14 protein-coding genes are annotated in these 19,392 nt (G+C 39.7%); all 14 read left to right on the top strand.

The features are described from left to right. On the top strand, nt 1-1,516 hold a 1,516-nt coding region (locus A5N85_RS02440), incomplete at its 5' end, for a proline--tRNA ligase (protein ID WP_072575817.1). Between the two features lie 22 nt (nt 1,517-1,538). Then, nucleotides 1,539-3,581 carry a 3-hydroxyacyl-CoA dehydrogenase NAD-binding domain-containing protein gene (locus tag A5N85_RS02435; RefSeq protein WP_072575816.1) on the top strand — a complete coding sequence of 681 codons (2,043 nt, stop codon included), beginning with the start codon at nt 1,539-1,541 and terminating at the stop codon, nt 3,579-3,581. Next, nucleotides 3,578-5,737: a 3-hydroxyacyl-CoA dehydrogenase NAD-binding domain-containing protein gene (locus A5N85_RS02430; RefSeq protein WP_072575815.1), complete on the top strand. Its 2,160-nt coding sequence runs from the start codon at nt 3,578-3,580 to the stop codon at nt 5,735-5,737. The genes A5N85_RS02435 and A5N85_RS02430 overlap by 4 nt, the downstream gene beginning before the upstream one ends. Then, the gene (gene truD, locus A5N85_RS02425) at nt 5,730-6,740 is read left to right on the top strand and encodes a tRNA pseudouridine(13) synthase TruD (protein ID WP_072575814.1); all 1,011 of its coding nucleotides are present in this window, start codon (nt 5,730-5,732) and stop codon (nt 6,738-6,740) included. The genes A5N85_RS02430 and truD overlap by 8 nt, the downstream gene beginning before the upstream one ends. Continuing rightward, a complete protein-coding gene (locus A5N85_RS02420) occupies nt 6,709-10,431 on the top strand; it encodes a UvrD-helicase domain-containing protein (protein ID WP_072575813.1) in 3,723 nt (1,240 codons plus the stop codon). The genes truD and A5N85_RS02420 overlap by 32 nt, the downstream gene beginning before the upstream one ends. A 79-nt stretch (nt 10,432-10,510) precedes the next feature. After that, nucleotides 10,511-10,972: an SUF system Fe-S cluster assembly regulator gene (locus A5N85_RS02415; RefSeq protein WP_072575812.1), complete on the top strand. Its 462-nt coding sequence runs from the start codon at nt 10,511-10,513 to the stop codon at nt 10,970-10,972. Nucleotides 10,973-10,984: 12 nt separating this feature from the next. Then, a complete protein-coding gene (sufB, locus tag A5N85_RS02410; RefSeq protein WP_072575811.1) occupies nt 10,985-12,430 on the top strand; it encodes a Fe-S cluster assembly protein SufB in 1,446 nt (481 codons plus the stop codon). A gap of 160 nt (nt 12,431-12,590) precedes the next feature. Further along, nucleotides 12,591-13,154, top strand: coding sequence for a hypothetical protein (locus A5N85_RS02405; RefSeq protein ID WP_072575810.1), 564 nt, complete (start codon nt 12,591-12,593; stop codon nt 13,152-13,154). Nucleotides 13,155-13,218: 64 nt separating this feature from the next. Beyond that, complete coding sequence (sufC, locus tag A5N85_RS02400; protein ID WP_072575809.1) at nt 13,219-13,986, top strand: Fe-S cluster assembly ATPase SufC; 768 nt, start codon at nt 13,219-13,221, stop codon at nt 13,984-13,986. Between the two features lie 2 nt (nt 13,987-13,988). After that, the gene (gene sufD, locus A5N85_RS02395) at nt 13,989-15,107 is read left to right on the top strand and encodes a Fe-S cluster assembly protein SufD (RefSeq protein WP_072575808.1); all 1,119 of its coding nucleotides are present in this window, start codon (nt 13,989-13,991) and stop codon (nt 15,105-15,107) included. Then, a complete protein-coding gene (locus tag A5N85_RS02390; protein ID WP_072575807.1) occupies nt 15,104-16,315 on the top strand; it encodes an aminotransferase class V-fold PLP-dependent enzyme in 1,212 nt (403 codons plus the stop codon). Before sufD ends, A5N85_RS02390 begins: the two co-directional genes overlap by 4 nt. 81 nt (nt 16,316-16,396) lie before the next feature. Next, on the top strand, nt 16,397-16,837 hold the full coding sequence (gene sufU / locus A5N85_RS02385) for a Fe-S cluster assembly sulfur transfer protein SufU (protein ID WP_072575806.1): 441 nt from the start codon (nt 16,397-16,399) through the stop codon (nt 16,835-16,837). Between the two features lie 15 nt (nt 16,838-16,852). Then, a complete protein-coding gene (locus A5N85_RS02380; protein ID WP_072575805.1) occupies nt 16,853-17,209 on the top strand; it encodes an iron-sulfur cluster assembly protein in 357 nt (118 codons plus the stop codon). Nucleotides 17,210-17,357: 148 nt separating this feature from the next. Then, nucleotides 17,358-19,392: ESPR-type extended signal peptide-containing protein (locus tag A5N85_RS02375; protein ID WP_211268041.1), on the top strand; the 2,035-nt coding region annotated here is incomplete at its 3' end.

Here is a 19,392-nt window from a genome sequence, read left to right as displayed (position 1 = left end):
GGGTGCTTTAGAGGTTTTGATGCCATCGGTGCAGCCTGCAGAATTATGGCAATCTTCAGGTCGTTGGAAAGATTATGGTCCAGAATTATTGAGATTTGTTGATCGCCATAAACGTGATTATTGTTTAGGTCCAACGCATGAAGAAGTGGTGACGGATTTAATTAAGCGGGATTTATCTAGCTATAAACAGCTACCTGTTAATGTTTATCAAATTCAAAATAAATTTCGGGATGAAATTCGTCCGCGTTTTGGTGTGATGCGTGGACGTGAATTTACAATGAAAGATGCTTATTCTTTTGATACTGATGAAGCAGGTATGCAGGCATCGTATCAGAAAATGTACGAAGCTTATTGCCGAATTTTTGATCGCCTTCAATTAGATTATCGAGCAGTTATGGCAGATAACGGCTCTATCGGCGGTAGTGGTTCGCATGAATTTCATGTCTTAGCAGAAACAGGCGAAGATGATGTGGTATTTTCAGATAGTAGTGATTATGCAGCTAATATTGAAAAGGCAGTTGCTTTACCACCAGAAGTTACTCGTCCTGTCCCAACTGCTGAATTAGAAAAACGAGAAACCCCTAATACAAAAACAATTGCTGCATTAGTTGAAAATCATAATATCCCTATTGAGAAAACTTTAAAGACTTTATTGGTCGAAGGGGCAGATGAAGGAATTGTTGCGTTAGTGGTTCGTGGAGATCATGAGCTCAATGCAATTAAAGCAGAACATTTACCAGAAGTTGCAGCGCCTTTAACTATGGCTTCAGAGGAAAAAGTACGTTCAATAGTAGGAGGGGCAGGCTTTGGTTCTTTAGGTCCTGTTGGGCTTGCTGAAAAAGGGGTACCTGTTATTGTGGATCACGCGGCTGCTGTAGTGTCAGATTTTGTCGTCGGTGCAAATGAAGATGGCTATCATTTGTTTAATGTCAACTGGGAGCGTGATTTACCATTAGGGCAAACCGCCGATATTCGTAATGTCGTTGCAGGCGATCCTTCTCCAGATGGTAAGGGAAAACTTTCTATCCGACGTGGTATTGAAGTTGGGCATATTTTCCAGCTAGGAGAGAAATATTCGAAAGCAATGGGGCTTTATGTACCTATGGAAGATGGTAGTCAACAAACGGTATTAATGGGCTGTTATGGTATTGGTGTGACTCGTGTGGTTGCTGCTGCAATTGAGCAAAATCATGATGAGAACGGTATTATTTGGCCAGAAGCAATTGCGCCATTTTCGGTTGCTATTTTGCCAATTAATGCGCATAAGTCTGAAGCGGTTAAGCAAGCAGCAGAGCAGCTTTATCAAGAGTTGTTATCAGCTGGCGTTGAAGTTGTTTTAGATGATAGGGGTAAACGTCCTGGATTTATGTTTGCGGATATGGATTTAATTGGTATTCCTGCTCGAGTTGTCATTTCTGATAAAACATTGGCAGATGGGGAAGTAGAATTTAAGCGTCGTCAAGACAGCGAAGCAATTCGTTTGCCTTTAGTAGAGATAATTAAGCAATTTTGTTAATAATAAAATTTGAGGAGTAAATATGTCTGATGTCCAAGATTTTCCAACTTTTAAACATTGGCAATTAAAGGCAGAAGAGAGCGTTTTATATCTGATCTTAGATAAAGAAAATGCGTCTGCAAATACATTAAATGCTTCTGTATTAGAAGCATTTGAAGATGTTGTTGAATGGTTAGAAACGAAAAGTAGCAATTATCAAGCATTGTTTTTGCAATCTGGTAAGTCGTCAGGGTTTATCGCGGGCGCAGACATTGAAGAAATTAGAGAGAGTCGTGATTCAGTGCAGCTTTCTAAAAATATTACTCGAATTGCGCGCTTATTTGAACGTTTTGAAGCGCTGCCTATTGTAAAAGTAGCATTGATTGATGGGTTTTGCTTAGGCGGGGGCTTGGAATTAGCGCTTTGCTGTGATTATCGCGTGATAACTAAACGCTCTGCTCTAGGTTTACCTGAGGTCAAGTTGGGGTTACATCCAGGGTTTGGCGGAACAGCAAGGTTGCCGCAATTAATTTCTCCGATTAAAGCGCTCCCACTGATGTTGCAAGGAAACTCATTGAGAGGAAAAAAAGCCGTTCAAGTAGGCATTGCAGATGCTTGTGTTAATGAAGCTAATGAGTTAGTTCAGGCGGCAAAAAAGCTTAGTAAACAAGGTAAACGTAGCCGAACACATTGGCTATCAAAAGTTTTTTCAGTATCTGCTTTACGACGTTTAATCGCTAATAAAATGCGAGAGCAAGTGGCTAAAAAAGCTCGTCCTGAGCATTATCCTGCGCCATTTGCCATTATTGACTTATGGGCAGAGCATGGCGGAAGTTATCAGACGATGATGCATGCTGAAACTTCTTCATTTGTACGATTACGCGCGACTTCACAAAGTGAGAGTTTAATTCGGTTGTATTTTTTGCAAGAGCGATTAAAAGCTTTTGGTAAAAATGATGCGCAGCCGATTAAGCATTTACACGTAATTGGTGCTGGTGTCATGGGAGGGGATATTGCTGCTTGGGCTGCGATGAATGGTGTTTATACTTCGCTTTCTGATTTGTCTCAAGAAACGTTGGATAAGGCATTGGCGCGAGGATACAAGCTTTTCGATAAAAAATGTCGTGATAAAGATGATAATGCTGAAGCAAAAATGCGGTTGCGCTCTGATATTGATGGATGGGGAGTAGATAAAGCAGATTTGATTATTGAAACAGCGGTTGAAAAATTAGAGATTAAGCAAAAGATTTTCCAAGATTTGATGAATCGGGCTTCAACAAAAGCCATTTTAGCGACAAATACCTCTAGCTTAAAATTAGAAACGATAGCAGAAGGCTTGTCTGAACCGGAAAGATTGGTAGGGATTCATTTCTTCAATCCTGTTAGCAAAATGCCGTTAGTAGAAATTGTTAAGAAAGCGGATACACCTTTAGAAGTGATTGAGCGTTCAGCAAAGTTTGTAAATCAGATTAAGCGACTACCATTACCAGTTAAATCTTCTCCGGGATTTCTTGTAAATAGAGTTTTAGTCCCTTATTTGTATGAAGCATTATTGCTTTATCGAGAAGGCATTGAAGCAGCCGCTATTGACCAAGCAGCAGAAGCGTTTGGGATGCCTATGGGACCAATAGAGTTAGCAGATAATGTTGGATTGGATGTCTGCTTACATATTTTAGAAACGATGAAAGACTTTTTGCCAGAAGCACAAGCAAAAGAGCTATCAGAGTGTGTGAATGCCGGAAAATCGGGTAAAAAATCTGGAGAGGGCTTTTATGTATATGAAAAAGGGAAACCTCGGAAGTCTGCTTCAAATAGTGATAGCGAAACACAAAATCAAATTCAGCAACGTTTAATCATGGCATATTTAAATGCCTGTGCATGGTGTTTAAGAAATGAGATTGTAGAAGATGCTGATTTATTGGATGCTGGTTGTGTATTTGGAACAGGATTTGCGCCTTTCCGTGGTGGTCCAATGTATTATGCGAAATCTTTAGGATTTGGCAAAGTTGTTGAGCAACTCAATCAGTTAGAAGAAAAATATGGTGAACGTTTTACCCCTGATGCTTGGTGGTCTAAGCAGTCGTGATTCATCATAATATTCATCGCTTTCAGCAACCGGCTATTCTAGGGGCGACAATGATGGGCGCTAGAATAGCTGCATTGTTTGCTAATGCGGGCTATCGCGTGAAGTTATATGAACGCCCTTTTGATAAGGATTATCCTGATGCCGCAGCAGAAGCTGCTATAGATAGTTTGTTTCAGCAAACCCCATCTCCTTTTACAGGAATGGAAGCAGCATCTTTTATTGAGCCTAGAAATTATCGTGACCATTGGATTGAACTACAAGACCATGATTTGATTATTGAGTGTTACGAGGATTCATTGGCAGATAAACAGGATTGGTTATCGCGATTAGCACCCGGATTTGCCAAGGATGCTGTTGTATTATCCTTATCTATGGGTGAATGTGCCGCAGCCATTGCCAAAGCCTTGCCAGCAGGAATGCGTCCGCGATTTATGGCTGTAAACTTTTTTTCTCATCCTCGCCTTCAGCGCTTAGTGGAATTAGTGGCGACGGATCGAACTGAAGATAGAGTAAGTGAGCGAATACAAGCGTTTTTTAGGCAATCTTTAGGAATACGCCCAGTTAGGGTTTTGGATACGCCAAATTTTATTGCGAACCGTTTAATGGTTTTTGCCGTTAATAGCGCTTTTTATTATGCCAAGCAATTTAATTTGTCATTGGCAATGATGGAAGCATTGACGGCTTTGATAATGGGGCATACTCATGAAGGAATTTGTTTTGTACTTGATCGAGTAGGGTTAAATCATTTTCAAAAAATGGTCGAGAGAACACCTGAAGAAGATAAACAATCATTTGGAGAGGCTTTACACTTGGCTGACCAAATAGTTGTTATGATAGAAATTCAACGTTTAGGTCGTCATAAAAATGGGGGATTTTACGATTATCAAGAAAATCAACCTACTTTTTTTGAGCAAAGAGAGAGTCTACCAGAATCTCTTGTGAATGCATTTGAATCTCGAGATTGGCAAAGCTTATTGGCATTAGAAACGGCAGAGGCGAAATTTGTTAAAGCATATTTGCAGAATTTCTGGCAGTTTTTGATGCGGGTGAGTGAATTAGCTGAGAAAAATGGTACTCAATTAGATGATATTTTGCTTCATGCTTTTCAATGGACGCAAGGTCCTTATCAATTGCTCCAAGAATTTTCACCATCAGTGGTTTATGAAAGTACTTGTGAAGCAAAAGAAAAAGGAGATATTAACTATTCTCTTTCAAGTTTATGGCGGCGACGAACAAGACAATCAAAGCAAAGCAAAGATAAACAAATAGATAGCTTTACTGCGCAAGCGGAGTTAATTCAGGAGAATGGTTTTAGTAAATGTTATCATTATCAAGATAACCTATTGATTTGGCAGCCTAAACAAGAGCTAGTTTCTTTGGATGCTGCTTATTTAAAAGATTTAATAGAAGCAACTAGTTTGGCGCGAAAAACACAAAGTGCGTTAATGCTTTATCATCACGGGAAGCAATTTGGTGGCGGACAAACATGGCAAGAGAGGTTAGCGCATCCGGATGCATTTGTACCAACGCAAATTGCGCTGCGAAAAGCAATACTCGCTTTAAGAATGTTGCCGTATCCAGTGATGCTATCCGTATCTGGCAAGGTAATTGATGAAGGTTGTGCCATTATGATGCAAGCAGATAGGGTTATCTGTAGTGCAGATGTGTCTTGGCGACTAAAAGTTGTTGAGCATCAATTGCCTCCTTACGGTGGTGTATGGTTTGAATGGCTAAGAAGACTACCGCGTTTATCTATTGAGATGACGCGTATGCAAATTCATACGGTTCTAAAATTGATATTTGCAAGTAATGGGATCAATAGCGTACACGCGGCAAGAGATAATGGTATTTTACGGACGCACGATCGTTTTGTGATGGATATTGAGCAATTACCAGAAATTACTTACCGAACGGCAAAAGCTTGGTTGGATAGTGGGCAACGTCGTCCTCAGCGTTATCCTTTATACAAATTAAATCAGGAAGATATAAAGTGGTTTGAGCAACAAAGTAAACAAACAGCACAGCCACAATTATATCTAGAATGTGTGGCATTATTAGCTTCATTGGAGCAAAAAAATATTCTTTCTCTTCGTCGTTTTTTATTAGAAGAAATGGCGCTTCTCCAAACTAAGTTGGTAGATAACACAAATGTCTAACGCTAAAATCAAAACGTATCCTTCAGATTTTTTTGTTACAGAAATATTAGTCCCACAGTTTTCAGAACCAGACGGCGAGCATTTATGGTGCTATATAGAGAAATCTGGAATGAATACGCATTTTGTTAAGCGACGTTGGTCTGAATTAACGGGTTGCCCTTTAAAAGATATTAGCCATAGTGGGCTGAAAGATCGCCATGCAGTTACTCGACAATGGTTATGCTTGCCGGCTAAATATGCGAGTATATTACCCAATCAAGAACAAAAACAAGATGAATATTGGAAAATACTAGAGCAACATCGACAACGCAAAAAATTAAGAGTAGGCACGCATCGGCAAAATCGCTTTAGCATTATTATTCGCGAAATCAATAGCGATTCTATAGAGATAGAGAAATTATTAGAACAAATTCGTGAGCAAGGTTTTCCAAATGCGTTTGGTCCGCAACGTTTTGGTCATAATAATCTTAACCATGCGATGAAATGGGTAGAGAAAAAGCGTTTACCTAAAAAAGCAGATGAAAGAGGAAGAGTGATTTCTGCTCTACGTTCAGCTGCTTTTAATGCACAATTAGAAGCGCGAATAGCTGAGCAAAATTGGCAAATACCGCTTGAAGGGGATTGTATGGTATTAAGCGGTAGTAATAGTCATTTCTTTATTGAGCAAGTCAATGAAGAAATAACAAAAAGGGTTTGTAGTGGAGATATTAGTCCGGCTGGCTGGCTACCTGGAAAAGGGGAATATTTGGATGTTGGCGTAGCTGCCCAAATTCGCTATAAAGCTTTATCGCCGTATCAAGAAGTCATTGAATATTTAAAACAATATACGGAAACTGCTTGGCGAGCATTTTGTGTGATACCACAAGCGATGGAATGGCAATGGCTAGAAGATTCTACATTAGCGCTTTCATTTATCTTACCAAGAGGAAGTTATGCGACGGCTTTATTGGCTGAATTAATGGAAATTACCGATGTCTCAAATATCCAATATTCCAGCGATTGAATTACCGCTCGCTGGAAAAGCACTTATTGAAGCTTCCGCAGGTACCGGAAAAACCTGGACGTTAACAGGTATTTTGCTAAGACTATTATTAGAAGATGATGGCGAAGATGAGCGTTTGCCTAGAGAGATTATCGCTACCACTTTTACGCGTAAAGCTGCTGCAGAAATGCGACGAAGAATTCAGCTAAGATTTGATGCTTTTCTGTTATTGGTTCGAGAAATTGGTAAGGCCTATCAGGAAGATAATAATTTACTCATCGATGATGAGGCATTAGGCATACGAATGGATGCTTTATTAAATTGTTGGGTAGAAGAACACCATAATGATGCGCTAAAATCAGCAGCAGGAGATGCAATTAACCGACATATTTTGTTGCAATCCTGTCAAAAAGGTTTAGCAGCGCTTATTGCTCTTTTTGAACGTGTCGAACGTCGTAGCCGAGATATTGATGAAATCTTTATTGGAACATTAGATAGTTTGTGTCAGCGCTGGCTGAGTGAATATGCCTTAGAAACGGGTAGCGATAATCAACTAACCTTATTAGAAAATGAAAATCAGCCAGTTTATGAGTTAGTACATAATCATTTTAGAAAATTTTATCACGAACATGCTGATGAAATTTTACAACTCAAGTCCTTCCCTTCAATAGAAAATTATAGCGCAGCCATTGCAGCGACAATGAATTTTTCTGAAGCGGAGATTGAAAATATTCAAGATGCGCTTGATGAGGATAAAAAAAAGCAAGTAACCATTCAACAAACTTTAGCTGCTTATAATACGGAGGATTTTTCTAAGTTTGTTCGAGAGTTGGTCTCTATTTTTCCGTATTTAGCCAATAGGGGGCGATTAGCAATCATAAAAACACAGGGTATTACTCATCTTGCACAAGCTTTAGAACACTTATCTCATCAAAAAGCTCTATCCTCTGTTTTACAAGAAGCGCTGTTAGATTTAGTAGCGATTTATGAAAAAGCAAGCGCTGTAAATAATAGCGGAAAACAACTTTTTCTAGCGCTAAATCAGCAAGGTTTGGGAGCTGCTATTCAAAGATTGATTGAACAATATGGACAATTATTTCCTACAGAAGAGGAAAAAGCTAAGTTATTTCAGATGCAGATGGCTTATAGTGCATTAAAAGCAGTGCGTAAAAAATACCCTTACTATTTAGCGCAACACTATCAAACCACTTTTAGTGCGCAGCTCAATCGACTGAATCAAGCGTTATCTAATGAAGCTGGACAAGCATTGGCGCAATATATTGTCCACCGTTATCCAATATTATTGGTAGATGAATCTCAAGATTTAAATCATGCTCAAGCCAATTTACTACGACATTTATTTTTAAATGAGCATACCAAGCCATCAAAAGCCTTTCTTTTATTAGTAGGAGATCCAAAACAAGCAATTTATTTATTCCGTGGTGGGGATGTTAATAATTATCTGAATTTAAAATCGCTTTTTTCTACTGAAGAAATTTTTAGTTTAACAACCAATTTTCGCTCTACGCCGACATTGATTTCGGCAGTGAATAATCTTTATTTAGCAGATGAACAGTCTCAGCAATTGGGAGAGAATATTGCGTATGAAAAAATGCAAGCACAGCCACTGGCGCAATCAGTCGTAAAATTGGCAGATGGTAGTGAAATTATACAACCTATACAATGGTTTTCGGTTGAGAAAGCTGAGAGAGAAACGGATCAAGTTGTTACGTTAATTAAAAGTTTATTAAACGCTAAAAGTCAGTATGCTATTGAGCAGAAAAATGGTGAGCTTGCTCAGTTAGCGCCTGAAAATATTTTAGTCTTGATGAGAACCCGAGCTAAGCTAGCAGAACTTCAATCTGTGCTTCGTAATCATGGTATTGATGCAGAATTTGCCGCAGATGAAAATATTTTTCAATATCCCATTGCAGAAGAAATTGGGGTGCTTTTATTGGCGATGGAAATGCCACAAAATAGAGGTCGACAAAATCGTCTGCTCAGTGGCTTATTTTTTGGCAAGACTGTAAAAGAGTTAGCGGAAATGGCGCATGAAAATCATTCGCTTAATAATGGTGACGCATTGACATATGAAAAGCTTACGATTGTGTTATCAGAAGCTTCAAAAATGTGGGAAAAAAACCAATTATTAGCTGCTTTGCAATATTTTTTAACTTTACCTTTAGATGGGAAAAGTGTCTGGCAACGGTTAGCCAGCTTGCCAATGCCAGATAGAGATAGACATTTATTAGATTTGCGTCAATTATTACAAATCATTGCGGAGCAAAGTAAATCTCGTCAACCTAAAAATTTTTTAAGATGGTGGCAGATGGCACTTGCTGAGCCGCCTGCTTATCAGTGGGCAATCGCAACAGCATTGCCCGGAAAATCAGCCATTCGGTTAATGACTATTCATGGTGCAAAAGGATTAGAAGCGCCTGTGGTGATTTTGGCAGATATGGGGCAACCCACAAACCATTCTGAACAAGTTTATTCCTATTTGGATGAAGGGGAACGCAAACTCTCGACTATTCCGCCAAAAGGAAATCGAGCAGAGCAAAAAAAACAAGAAACATCAGAAGAACAAGCCAGATTGTTATACGTCGCAATTACAAGGGCAGCCAACTTGCTTTTCGTAGGATTGCGTCAGAAAACTCGCAATATTGCTTTAGAAAAGTTGGGTATGAAAAAAGATTCAAAGGCTCAGTTCAAAGAAGAACAATTTCCCAAAAAGCATTTATTTTTATCAGAGATTTCAGAAGAAATCTTACTGAGGCAAGATGATTTTCTATTACCAGAGCCTGTCGGCGCTACAAATTCTAAATTTATACAGTCTTTTCCTTATCCAAAGCAAACATTTAAAGGTTGGCAGAAAACCAGTTTTACTGGGTTATCTAGAACAGCAATGCAAATGTATTCAGCAGTGGATATTGAATTACCTGATTATATGAGTTTATTGGAAGAACCTACAGAATTAGAGAGTCTTATTGAGCTACCTATCGCTTTACGTTTTCCTAAAGGTGTTCGAGCGGGAAGCTTTTTACATAAAGTTTTAGAAGATGCAACACCGGACTTTCCCTACGGATGGGAAGGTTTGATTAAGCGGCATGCACCACGATTTGGTTTATATGAATTATTAGAAGATGAGCAGTCTTTAAAAGAAACCGCTAATTGGTTAAAAGAAGTGAGTCAATCAACGCTGATTTCTGGTGCTACGCTATTTACTATCCCTATTCAGCAGCAAATTCATGAAATGAATTTTTCACTATCGGTTAATTCAGAAAAACCATTGGATATTGTGGCAATTAATCAGTTATTACAGAAATGGGGTAAAAATGTCCAACTGTTGGAGAATCGTACATTGATTGGTTTTTTACGTGGTGAAATAGACCTTTGCTACCAATATAATGATAAATATTACATTTTGGACTATAAATCTAATTATTTGGGTGACGAATCTGAAGATTATAGTCAAGCCAATATGAGTAAAGCGATGAATGATCATCATTATTGGTTGCAGGCATTGATTTATCAAACTGCTTTACATAGATGGTTAAGTTTACGCTTACCAAATTATGCGCCAAATAAACATTTAGCAGATGTTGAATATTTCTTTTTACGTGGTTGCCCAACAGCGTCAAGCAAAGGGCATTTATCGGTTAATATCCCAACAGAAATACTACTCTCTTTTGATGAATTATTAAAAGGGTAATAAAGGAAAGCGCGCTAAATGCTTGCGATAAAAAAAGGGGAGGTATATAGTACACATTTTGTACTATATCGGAGAAGCAATGCTTCGCATCACAAAAGAAAGCGAATATGCCTTTTTGCTGCTTAGCGCATTGCTAGCAGAAGATGATACCCCAAAAAGCGCCACAGCGTTAGCAGAAATGACAGGAATTGCAGGACCAATGACAGGAAAAGTCCTTAAGCGTTTGGTTCGATTTAATATTTTATCGTCTACTCGTGGCTCACGAGGAGGCTATACATTAGCAAGACCAGCCGAAAATATTTCAGCATTGCAAGTGGTTGAAGCAATGGAGGGAGCGCCAGAATTGGTTGACTGTGCTCATGGTGAATGTAATTGTGCATTTGCCGATTTTTGCACCATTAGCCCTTTTTGGCAGCAATTAAATGACGATATTCAATCCATGCTAGCCGCAAAAAGCTTAGCAGATATGCAAAGAGATGAACGACGTGTTCGAACCCAAAATCAAACAATTCAAGTTCCCATAAAAAACATACGAGCTTGATAAGGAAATATCATGAGTCAAAATGAAGAATTAAAAAAAATTGCCGAAAATGAATATCAGTTCGGCTTTGAAATCCATATTGAACAAGTTACGCTTCCGCCAGGTCTAGATGAAGATGTTATTCGTCATATCTCTAAGATGAAGAATGAACCAGAATGGTTATTAGATTGGCGGTTACAAGCCTTTCGTTTATGGCAAACAATGGAACAACCTGATTGGGGACATCTGAATATTGAGCCGATTGATTATCAGGCGATTTCTTATTACAGCGCGCCAAAATCTAAAAAAGATGGGCCAAAAAGTTTAGATGAAGTCGATCCAGAATTGTTACGAACGTATGAAAAGCTCGGTATTCCTTTAGAGGAACGGGAAATGTTAGCAGGAGTAGCGGTTGATGCGGTATTTGATTCCGTATCGGTGGCGACTTCTTATAAAGACCGTTTAGCTAAAGATGGCATTATTTTCTGTTCGTTTTCTGAAGCGGTGCAAGAGCATCCTGATTTGGTGCGCCAATATTTAGGCAGTGTGGTGTCGATGAAAGACAATTATTTTGCTGCACTCAATGCGGCGGTCTTTACCGATGGCTCATTCTGCTATATTCCAGAAGGTGTGCGTTGCCCAATGGAATTGTCAACGTATTTTCGTATCAATGCGGCGAATACAGGACAATTTGAGCGGACTTTAATTGTGGCGGATAAAGGAAGTTACGTTTCTTATTTAGAAGGTTGTACCGCACCACAACGCGATGAAAACCAGTTACATGCGGCAGTAGTGGAAATTTATGCCCATGAAGATGCGCAAGTGAAATATTCTACTGTACAAAACTGGTATCCTGGTGATAAAGAAGGTAAAGGTGGCATTTATAACTTTGTTACCAAACGCGGCTTATGCCAAGGGGCGCGTAGTAAAATCAGCTGGACACAAGTCGAAACAGGTTCGGCAATTACGTGGAAATATCCAAGTTGTGTATTGCGTGGGGAAGGTTCTGTTGGGGAGTTCTATTCAGTCGCATTGACTCGCGATTTCCAACAAGCTGATACAGGTTCAAAAATGATTCATATTGGTAAAAATACCAAATCAACGATTATTTCTAAGGGCATTTCTTTAGGAAAAGCGCAGAATGCTTATCGTGGATTGGTAAGAATTTTACCCGAAGCAGATAATGCGCGAAATTTCTCGCAATGTGATTCTTTGTTGATTGGTTCAGATTGTGGGGCGCATACTTTCCCATATTTGATTACTCAAAATCCAACTGCAAAAATCGAACATGAAGCGACTACCGCAAAAATTGGTGAAGACCAAATTTTCTATTGCTTACAGCGCGGAATTTCAGAAGAAGATGCAGTGAGCTTGATTGTGAATGGCTTTTGTAAAGATGTGTTCCAAGAATTACCGATGGAATTTGCGGTAGAAGCACAGCGGTTGATTGAGTTGAAGTTAGAGGGTAGTGTAGGTTAATTAAGCATCATGATAAAACCACTTCTGCTTTAGAGAAAAGGTTATGTTGCTTTGTGCTGCTAAAAACATATCGCCTTACGTGAAAACTTCACACAGTCTTCACAGTTTCTTCATTTTTCCTTTTTATGATGACCTTTGGGTACTAGAAAGAGGAAGTGAGATGAAAAAATTAACAGATAAAGTCGTTGCAAGCATTAAAGCGCGTTATCATGATTTGAAAGCACAGTCATCGCTACAAGCAGAGTTGTTCATTTATGTTTTATCCGCCTTAGCGCTTATTCCTTATGTTTGGTGGACGGCACAACAAGCAAGAGGATTATGTTGCCAATATCTTCCGCATAGACGCGAAATGACAATGCTTTATTATGTGGTGTTGCTTGGCTTTCCTTTGCTTTTATTTTTCGTTTGTCGTTTATCTTGGGCTTTACGATTAGGATTATTTTCAAGCGGATATTTACTTTTTTATTTTTGGTGGACTGAGTTTGCGGCTTATCCCATTCCTGATAGTAATTTTATCGCTTTTCTTATTGTATGGTTGGTAAATATTTTTTTCTTTTATTGGATGATTTTATGGATGCCGCTGATTGGGATGATGTTGTTTTTGCGTAGGAAAATTCATGGTGAAAGTGGTCGTAAAGATGGGCTGTGGTCATTGTTTCCTTTGGTTATAGGGTTCGGGTTAGTTTCAGTAATTCTGTTTTTGTATATTCAATTCTTTTCTTAAAATGCCATTGCAATTTACGTTATTAAAGAGAAGAAATAAATTTTTTTAAAATATTGAGAGTATTATGTTAGAAATTAAAAATTTACACGTTGAGATTGAGGAAGAGAATAAACAAATTCTCAATGGAATTGATTTAAAAATTGGTGCAGGTGAAGTGCACGCGATTATGGGGCCGAATGGTTCGGGTAAATCAACATTAGCGAATGTATTAGCTGGTCGTGAGGGATATTCGGTTACGGAAGGCGGCGTGATTTATCAAGGTGAAGATTTGCTAGAAATGGATCCGGAAGACCGTGCTCGCGCGGGGGTATTTTTGGCATTTCAGTATCCTGTAGAAATTCCTGGCGTATCGAATATGTATTTCCTAAAATCAGCGTTAAATGCCAAGCGGGCTTATGAAGGCAAGCCAGAAGTCGATGCGATGGAGTTTTACGAATTGTTACAAGCGCGCATGAAAACGGTAAAGATGCCAGAGTCGTTTTTAAGTCGTCCAGTGAATGTGGGTTTTTCTGGCGGTGAGAAAAAGCGCAATGAGATTTTGCAAATGGCGGTATTAGAACCCAAATTAGCAATTTTAGATGAAACAGATTCTGGTTTGGATATTGATGCGTTGCGTGTGGTCGCTGATGGGGTGAATGCGCTACGGGATGCAGGTCGTTCGTTTTTGGTGATTACGCATTATCAGCGCTTGTTGGAATATATTGTGCCAGATTATGTGCATGTGTTGGTGAATGGCGAGATTGTGGAAAGTGGCGGTAAGGAATTGGCACTGGAGTTAGAAGCACGAGGATATGCGGATTATCGTGAAGATGCTGGCGCTGCACGGGGGTAATCATGGCGGATAATTTTTTAGCAGGATTATTGGAGCAAGCCACAATTTTTAATGCGCAAGCAGCGGAAGCTATACAAAATTATCCTGTGCTTTCAAAAGCGGAAGATTGGCGTTGGACGCCGTTAAAGGCGTTACGCAGTAAGAAATGGCGAATGACTGGCGCGGATTATCAGTCAATGTTGGCGGATGAGTTGGCAGAAAATCTGGTTGAAGATGCGCATGAATGGCAAGCCTTTAATCAAGCGCCATTTGCAGCATTGAATGTAAGTTTGCTGAATGAAACGCTTGTGATTGATGTGCCGGAAAATTTTGCAAGTACACAGGTTGAGGCGCTCAATATTAGTCAACGTCAGCGTGATATGCAGTTCTCTCGTGTGCGTGTGCGATTAGGCAAAGATGCGCGGTTATGCTTATGGATGGACGTAGCTGCTGTTGCAAATGGCGCTCAGGTTTCACTGATAGAATTTGAGCTTGCAGAAAATGCGGCGCTTGATGCGGTATGTTGGGCAAGTGGTGAAGCAGCAAGTGCGCAGGTAATGGAATGGCGCGTATTGCAAGCAAGAGGCAGTGAGGCAAATGTAAACGCCGCTTTGCATTCGAGTGTACTGGCGCGCTTGGATGTAGTTGCAGAGTTGCAAGCAGAAGATGCACATTTTAAGTTTGGCGGTGTGCAGATGACTGCTGGCGAGGAAGTTGCCGATTTTCATGTGCAAGTTCGGCATTTGGCAGAGAATTGTACTAGTCAGCAAGTTGTACGTGGCGTGTTGCGTGAGCAAGCGCAAGGAATTTTTGATGGACTAATTTATGTAGCGTATGGAGCGCAGAAAACAGATGCTCGTCAGGATAGTCGCTATATTTTATTGGATAAGTCGGCGAAATCGCATTCTGTACCACGTTTGGAAATTTATGCTGATGATGTGCAATGTGCGCATGGTTCAACAGTTGGTTTTTTAGATGCGGAAGCGGTATTTTATTTGCAAAGTCGCGGTATTGGCTTGGAAGAAGCGCAGAAAATGTTAACGCTAGGCTTCTTGCAAGAAGCAACGATTCTCGAAGATGAAGAAATGACAGCGCAGTTTAATGAAGCCATTATTAGCGTGATGCAGGGAGAGCAAGAATGAGTGCGATACTCAATGAGGATTTTCCTATCTTTAAGCGCACAATTCACGGACAACGGTTGGCTTATTTGGATAATGCGGCGAGTACGCAAAAACCGCAAGTGGTCATTGATGCAATGAGTCATTGCATGGCGCAGGATTACAGTAATATTCATCGTGGCGTGCATTATTTGTCACAGCAATTAACTTTGCAATATGACCGTGTGCGTGCGCAAGTCGCAGATTTTATCGGTGCGGCGCGTGCTGAAGAAATCGTATTTACCAAAGGTACAACAGATGCACTGAATTTATTGGCATCTTCGTTGAGTGAAGTGGTATTGCAGCGTGGAGATAAGGTGCTAATTACTGCAATGGAGCATCATGCGAATATCGTGCCGTGGCAAGTAGCGTGTCAGCGTTTTGGTGCGGAATTAGTAGTTGTGCCGATGGATGATAATGGTGAGTTGATTTTAGAAGATTTTGACGCGCTATTGGACGGTGTGAAAATTTTTTCTTGCGCGCACGTTTCTAATGCGCTTGGTACGATTAACCCTATAGCGAATTTAATTCAGTGCGCTAAAGCACAAGGTGCGGTAACAATTATTGATGGTGCGCAGGCGGTTGCGCATTTGCCTGTAGATGTGCAGGCATTAAATTGTGATTTTTATGTTTTTTCGGGACATAAGATTTATGGACCAACTGCGGTGGGCATATTATATGGTCGCTATGAGTGGCTAGAAAAAATGTCACCATATCAAACCGGTGGCGATATGATTTTGTCAGTGAGTTTTGAAAAAACACAATATGCACCACCACCAATAAAATTTGAAGCAGGTACACCGCCAATTGTGGAAGTGATTGGTTTAGGTGCCGCTCTAGAATGGTTTAGTCATTGGCGAGCGAAAGTGGATATTGCACTTTGGGAAAATCTCTTACGAGCACAGGCAGAGCGTGAGTTATTGGCATTAGGCGGTATACGAATTATTGGTAATGCACGCGAAAAAGCAGCAGTGATTTCTTTTGTGATTGATGGTGTGCATCCACATGATGCTGGCACGATTATGGATAGTTGTGGTGTAGCAGTGCGTGTAGGACATCATTGTGCCGAACCAGTGATGCAACGTTTTGGTGTGCCAGCAACGATTCGTGCTTCTTTTGCGGCTTACAATAATGCGCAGGATGTTGAGCAGCTCGTGCAGTCAGCAAAGCGTGTTCAAGCATTATTTGCTTGAAATTTTTTAGTTTATTTGAGATGAACTATCTTAAGCGAGTGAAAATATCTAATCATTTTATTGTATTAAAAGAAAATATTTATGAATCCTCTACAGAATCTTTATCAAGAAGTCATTCTTGACCATAGTAAAAAGCCGCGTAATTTTCATGCACTCGAGCCTTGTACACACCATGCAACGGGACATAATCCGCTATGCGGAGATAATTTAAAAATCTTTGTAAAAGTTGAAAATGACTTGATAGCAGATGTGAGCTTTATCGGCGATGGGTGTGCGATTTCCAAAGCCAGTGCTTCGCTTATGACTGAGTTAGCAAAAGGTAAAACTATTGCTGAATTTGAAGCACTTTATCAGCAGTTTCACCATATTGCCACTACACAAGATGCTATTCCTGATAGTGTTGGAAAATTAAAAGTTTTGGCAGGCGTGCGTGATTATCCTGCGCGTGTAAAATGTGCAACGTTGGCATGGCATACATTAGAAGCAGCACTCAATGGTAATACCCAAGCCAAAACAGAATGATAAAAGAGAATAATTATGGAATTAGATGAAGTCCCTTTTCAAAAAGATTTAGATGACCCAACCTTATCACCAGTAGAACGCGATATTATCGAACAGCTTAAAACGGTTTATGATCCTGAAATTCCAGTTGATATTTATGAGCTTGGGTTAATTTATGATATTAAATATGATAAGCGCACCGGTGAGGCAAATATTCATATGACTTTAACAGCCCCTGGTTGCCCTGTTGCTGGTGTAATGCCTGATTGGGTAAAAGAAGCTGTTGAAAAAGTTGATGGCGTAGAAAATTGCGCTGTCCACATGGAATGGGATCCGCCATGGCGGATGGAAATGATGAGCTTACGCGCTAAGATTGAGCTTAATATGATTTAAATTATCAATAATTTTTGATAAACAATTAGTTTTTTAAAAAAAGAAATCTCTACTTGTTTGTAAAACATAGGGATTTTCTTTTGGGGTTTGATAACTGCTTTTATACATTATCTTATTCATTTATTTTTAAGAACAAAATAGGTTCAAAATGAACAAAATTTATAAAACACAATATAACGAATCCCTAGGCACTTGGGTGGCTGTGCCCGAAATCGCCAAAGGCAAAAGTAGTTCTTCAGAGACAAGGACTAGCTGCATATATCATACTTTCTTCATTCGCCCTATTGTTGCTGCGCTATTGATGGCGATCGGTGTTGGCGCATCAATGCCTGCGATGGCAGCCTGCGACAATATTAGCATTATTTCAATGAAAGATTCTGAAGCCTACAAACAAGCTAAGGCGGCTAACAACACAGCTGAGATGAAGAGACTTGAAGCAATTTCTGGAAGTTTTCAAGATGGTTGTAATCCCAATAATAAAAATGCTGAGAACTCTGTTGGAATTGGTAAATGGAATGGTGTTGGTAGTGTCGGTGGTATTGGTATTGGAGCAAATGTCTTAAGTTATGGTGAGGGCTCAATTGCGATTGGAGGCAACGGAGCAGCTGGGCAAGGTGCAAAAGTTGGTAATTCTGATAATAAAGTGGTAACCAATCATTCAATTGCTATTGGCTCTACTTCTAATATTCAAACCTCAACTGATGCCGTTGCGATTGGTTATGCTTCAAAAGCCACTGGTGCAAATAAAAGTGCGGTTTTGGGCAGTACGGCAGAAGCGACCAATGCCAACAGCGTGGTGCTGGGCTATGGTGCAAAAGATAAAGCGTACAAAAACGTTCCAAACCTTAGGAAAAATAACATCGATTACACCAGTTTCGCAGGCACTGCTACGGGTGTAGCGAGTGTCGGTGATAATGGCAAAGAACGTCAAATCGTTAACGTTGCACCGGGCGCGATTTCATCCACCTCCACCGATGCCATCAACGGTTCACAACTTTTTAGTGTGCTGGAAAATGGTGGTATTACATTCGCTAATGGAGATAATTCTGGGAGTATTAGTTCAACTGCGACAAATTCAAAAAACAAAAGTAGCTTAGTGAAATTCGGGAATAAAGTTACTTTGACAGGGGCGGGAACTACTTGGGTTGATTATGATCCAAATACAAATACATATACCATCACTTCTAAATCAACAAGCGGTAGTGCCAATGCTTTGTCAGCTATTCAAGTGAATGGTGATAGTGGGTCTGCAGTAATGTTGAATAACTCAAATAACGTAATAGCGATTAATGGGGATGGCAAATACATTGAAACTGATTCAGATAGTAATACAAACAATGTAGTAATTAAAACAGATAAATTAGAGACTGCTTTAAATAACAAAGTTAACACTTCTGAATTGCAAAAACTAACTTTCAAAGTAGATGGCGGAAACCAAAAAGTTGAATACACGCCTACTACTGAAAAAGCAATTACACTTAAAGGTGAAGAAGGCACAAAAGTTACTTTAGCTGATGATGGAACCTATACAATTTCAACCAAAGACTTGAAAGATCAAGTTAAAGCTAACGAAACAGCAATAGCAGGCAATACAACTAACATCTCTACTAATACTGGAGCTATCACTAATTTACAAAAAGGCTGGAAAATCCAAGCGGCTGCCGATGGTGGAAAATTAGCGGATAATTCAACCAAAGATGCTACCAAAGTCGGTGCAGATGACACTGTTACCTTCAAAGCCGGTAAAAACATCACCCTTGCCCGCAACGATAGAGATATCACCATCTCTCTTGCTGATGATGCAAAACAAGAAGTTGTCACACAAATTGATGGTAATGCAGTGAAAACATTGACGAAGACTAATAATACAGCGAACTTCATTACAGGCGATAACATCACCTTGACGAATGAAAATGGTGGAATCAAAGTTGCAACGAAGAAAGACGTATTATTTGACAACATTAATGTTGGACCGATAACCATTAACAAAGATAATGGAATCAACATGGGTGATAAGAAAATCACTAATGTTGCTGCACCAACAGAAGCTGGTGATGTAGCGAATAAGAAATACGTTGATGATAGCATTACTAAGCAAGTTGCTAACGTTGAGACACAATACACTGGTGATAATGGAACTGTCATTGTAAAACGTAAGCCATCGGAAGTATTGATGCTGAAAG

The organism is Suttonella ornithocola (assembly GCF_001889065.1).
Classification (GTDB): Bacteria; Pseudomonadota; Gammaproteobacteria; order Cardiobacteriales; family Cardiobacteriaceae; genus Suttonella_A; species Suttonella_A ornithocola.
This window is presented reverse-complemented; position numbering and strand designations above follow the sequence as displayed.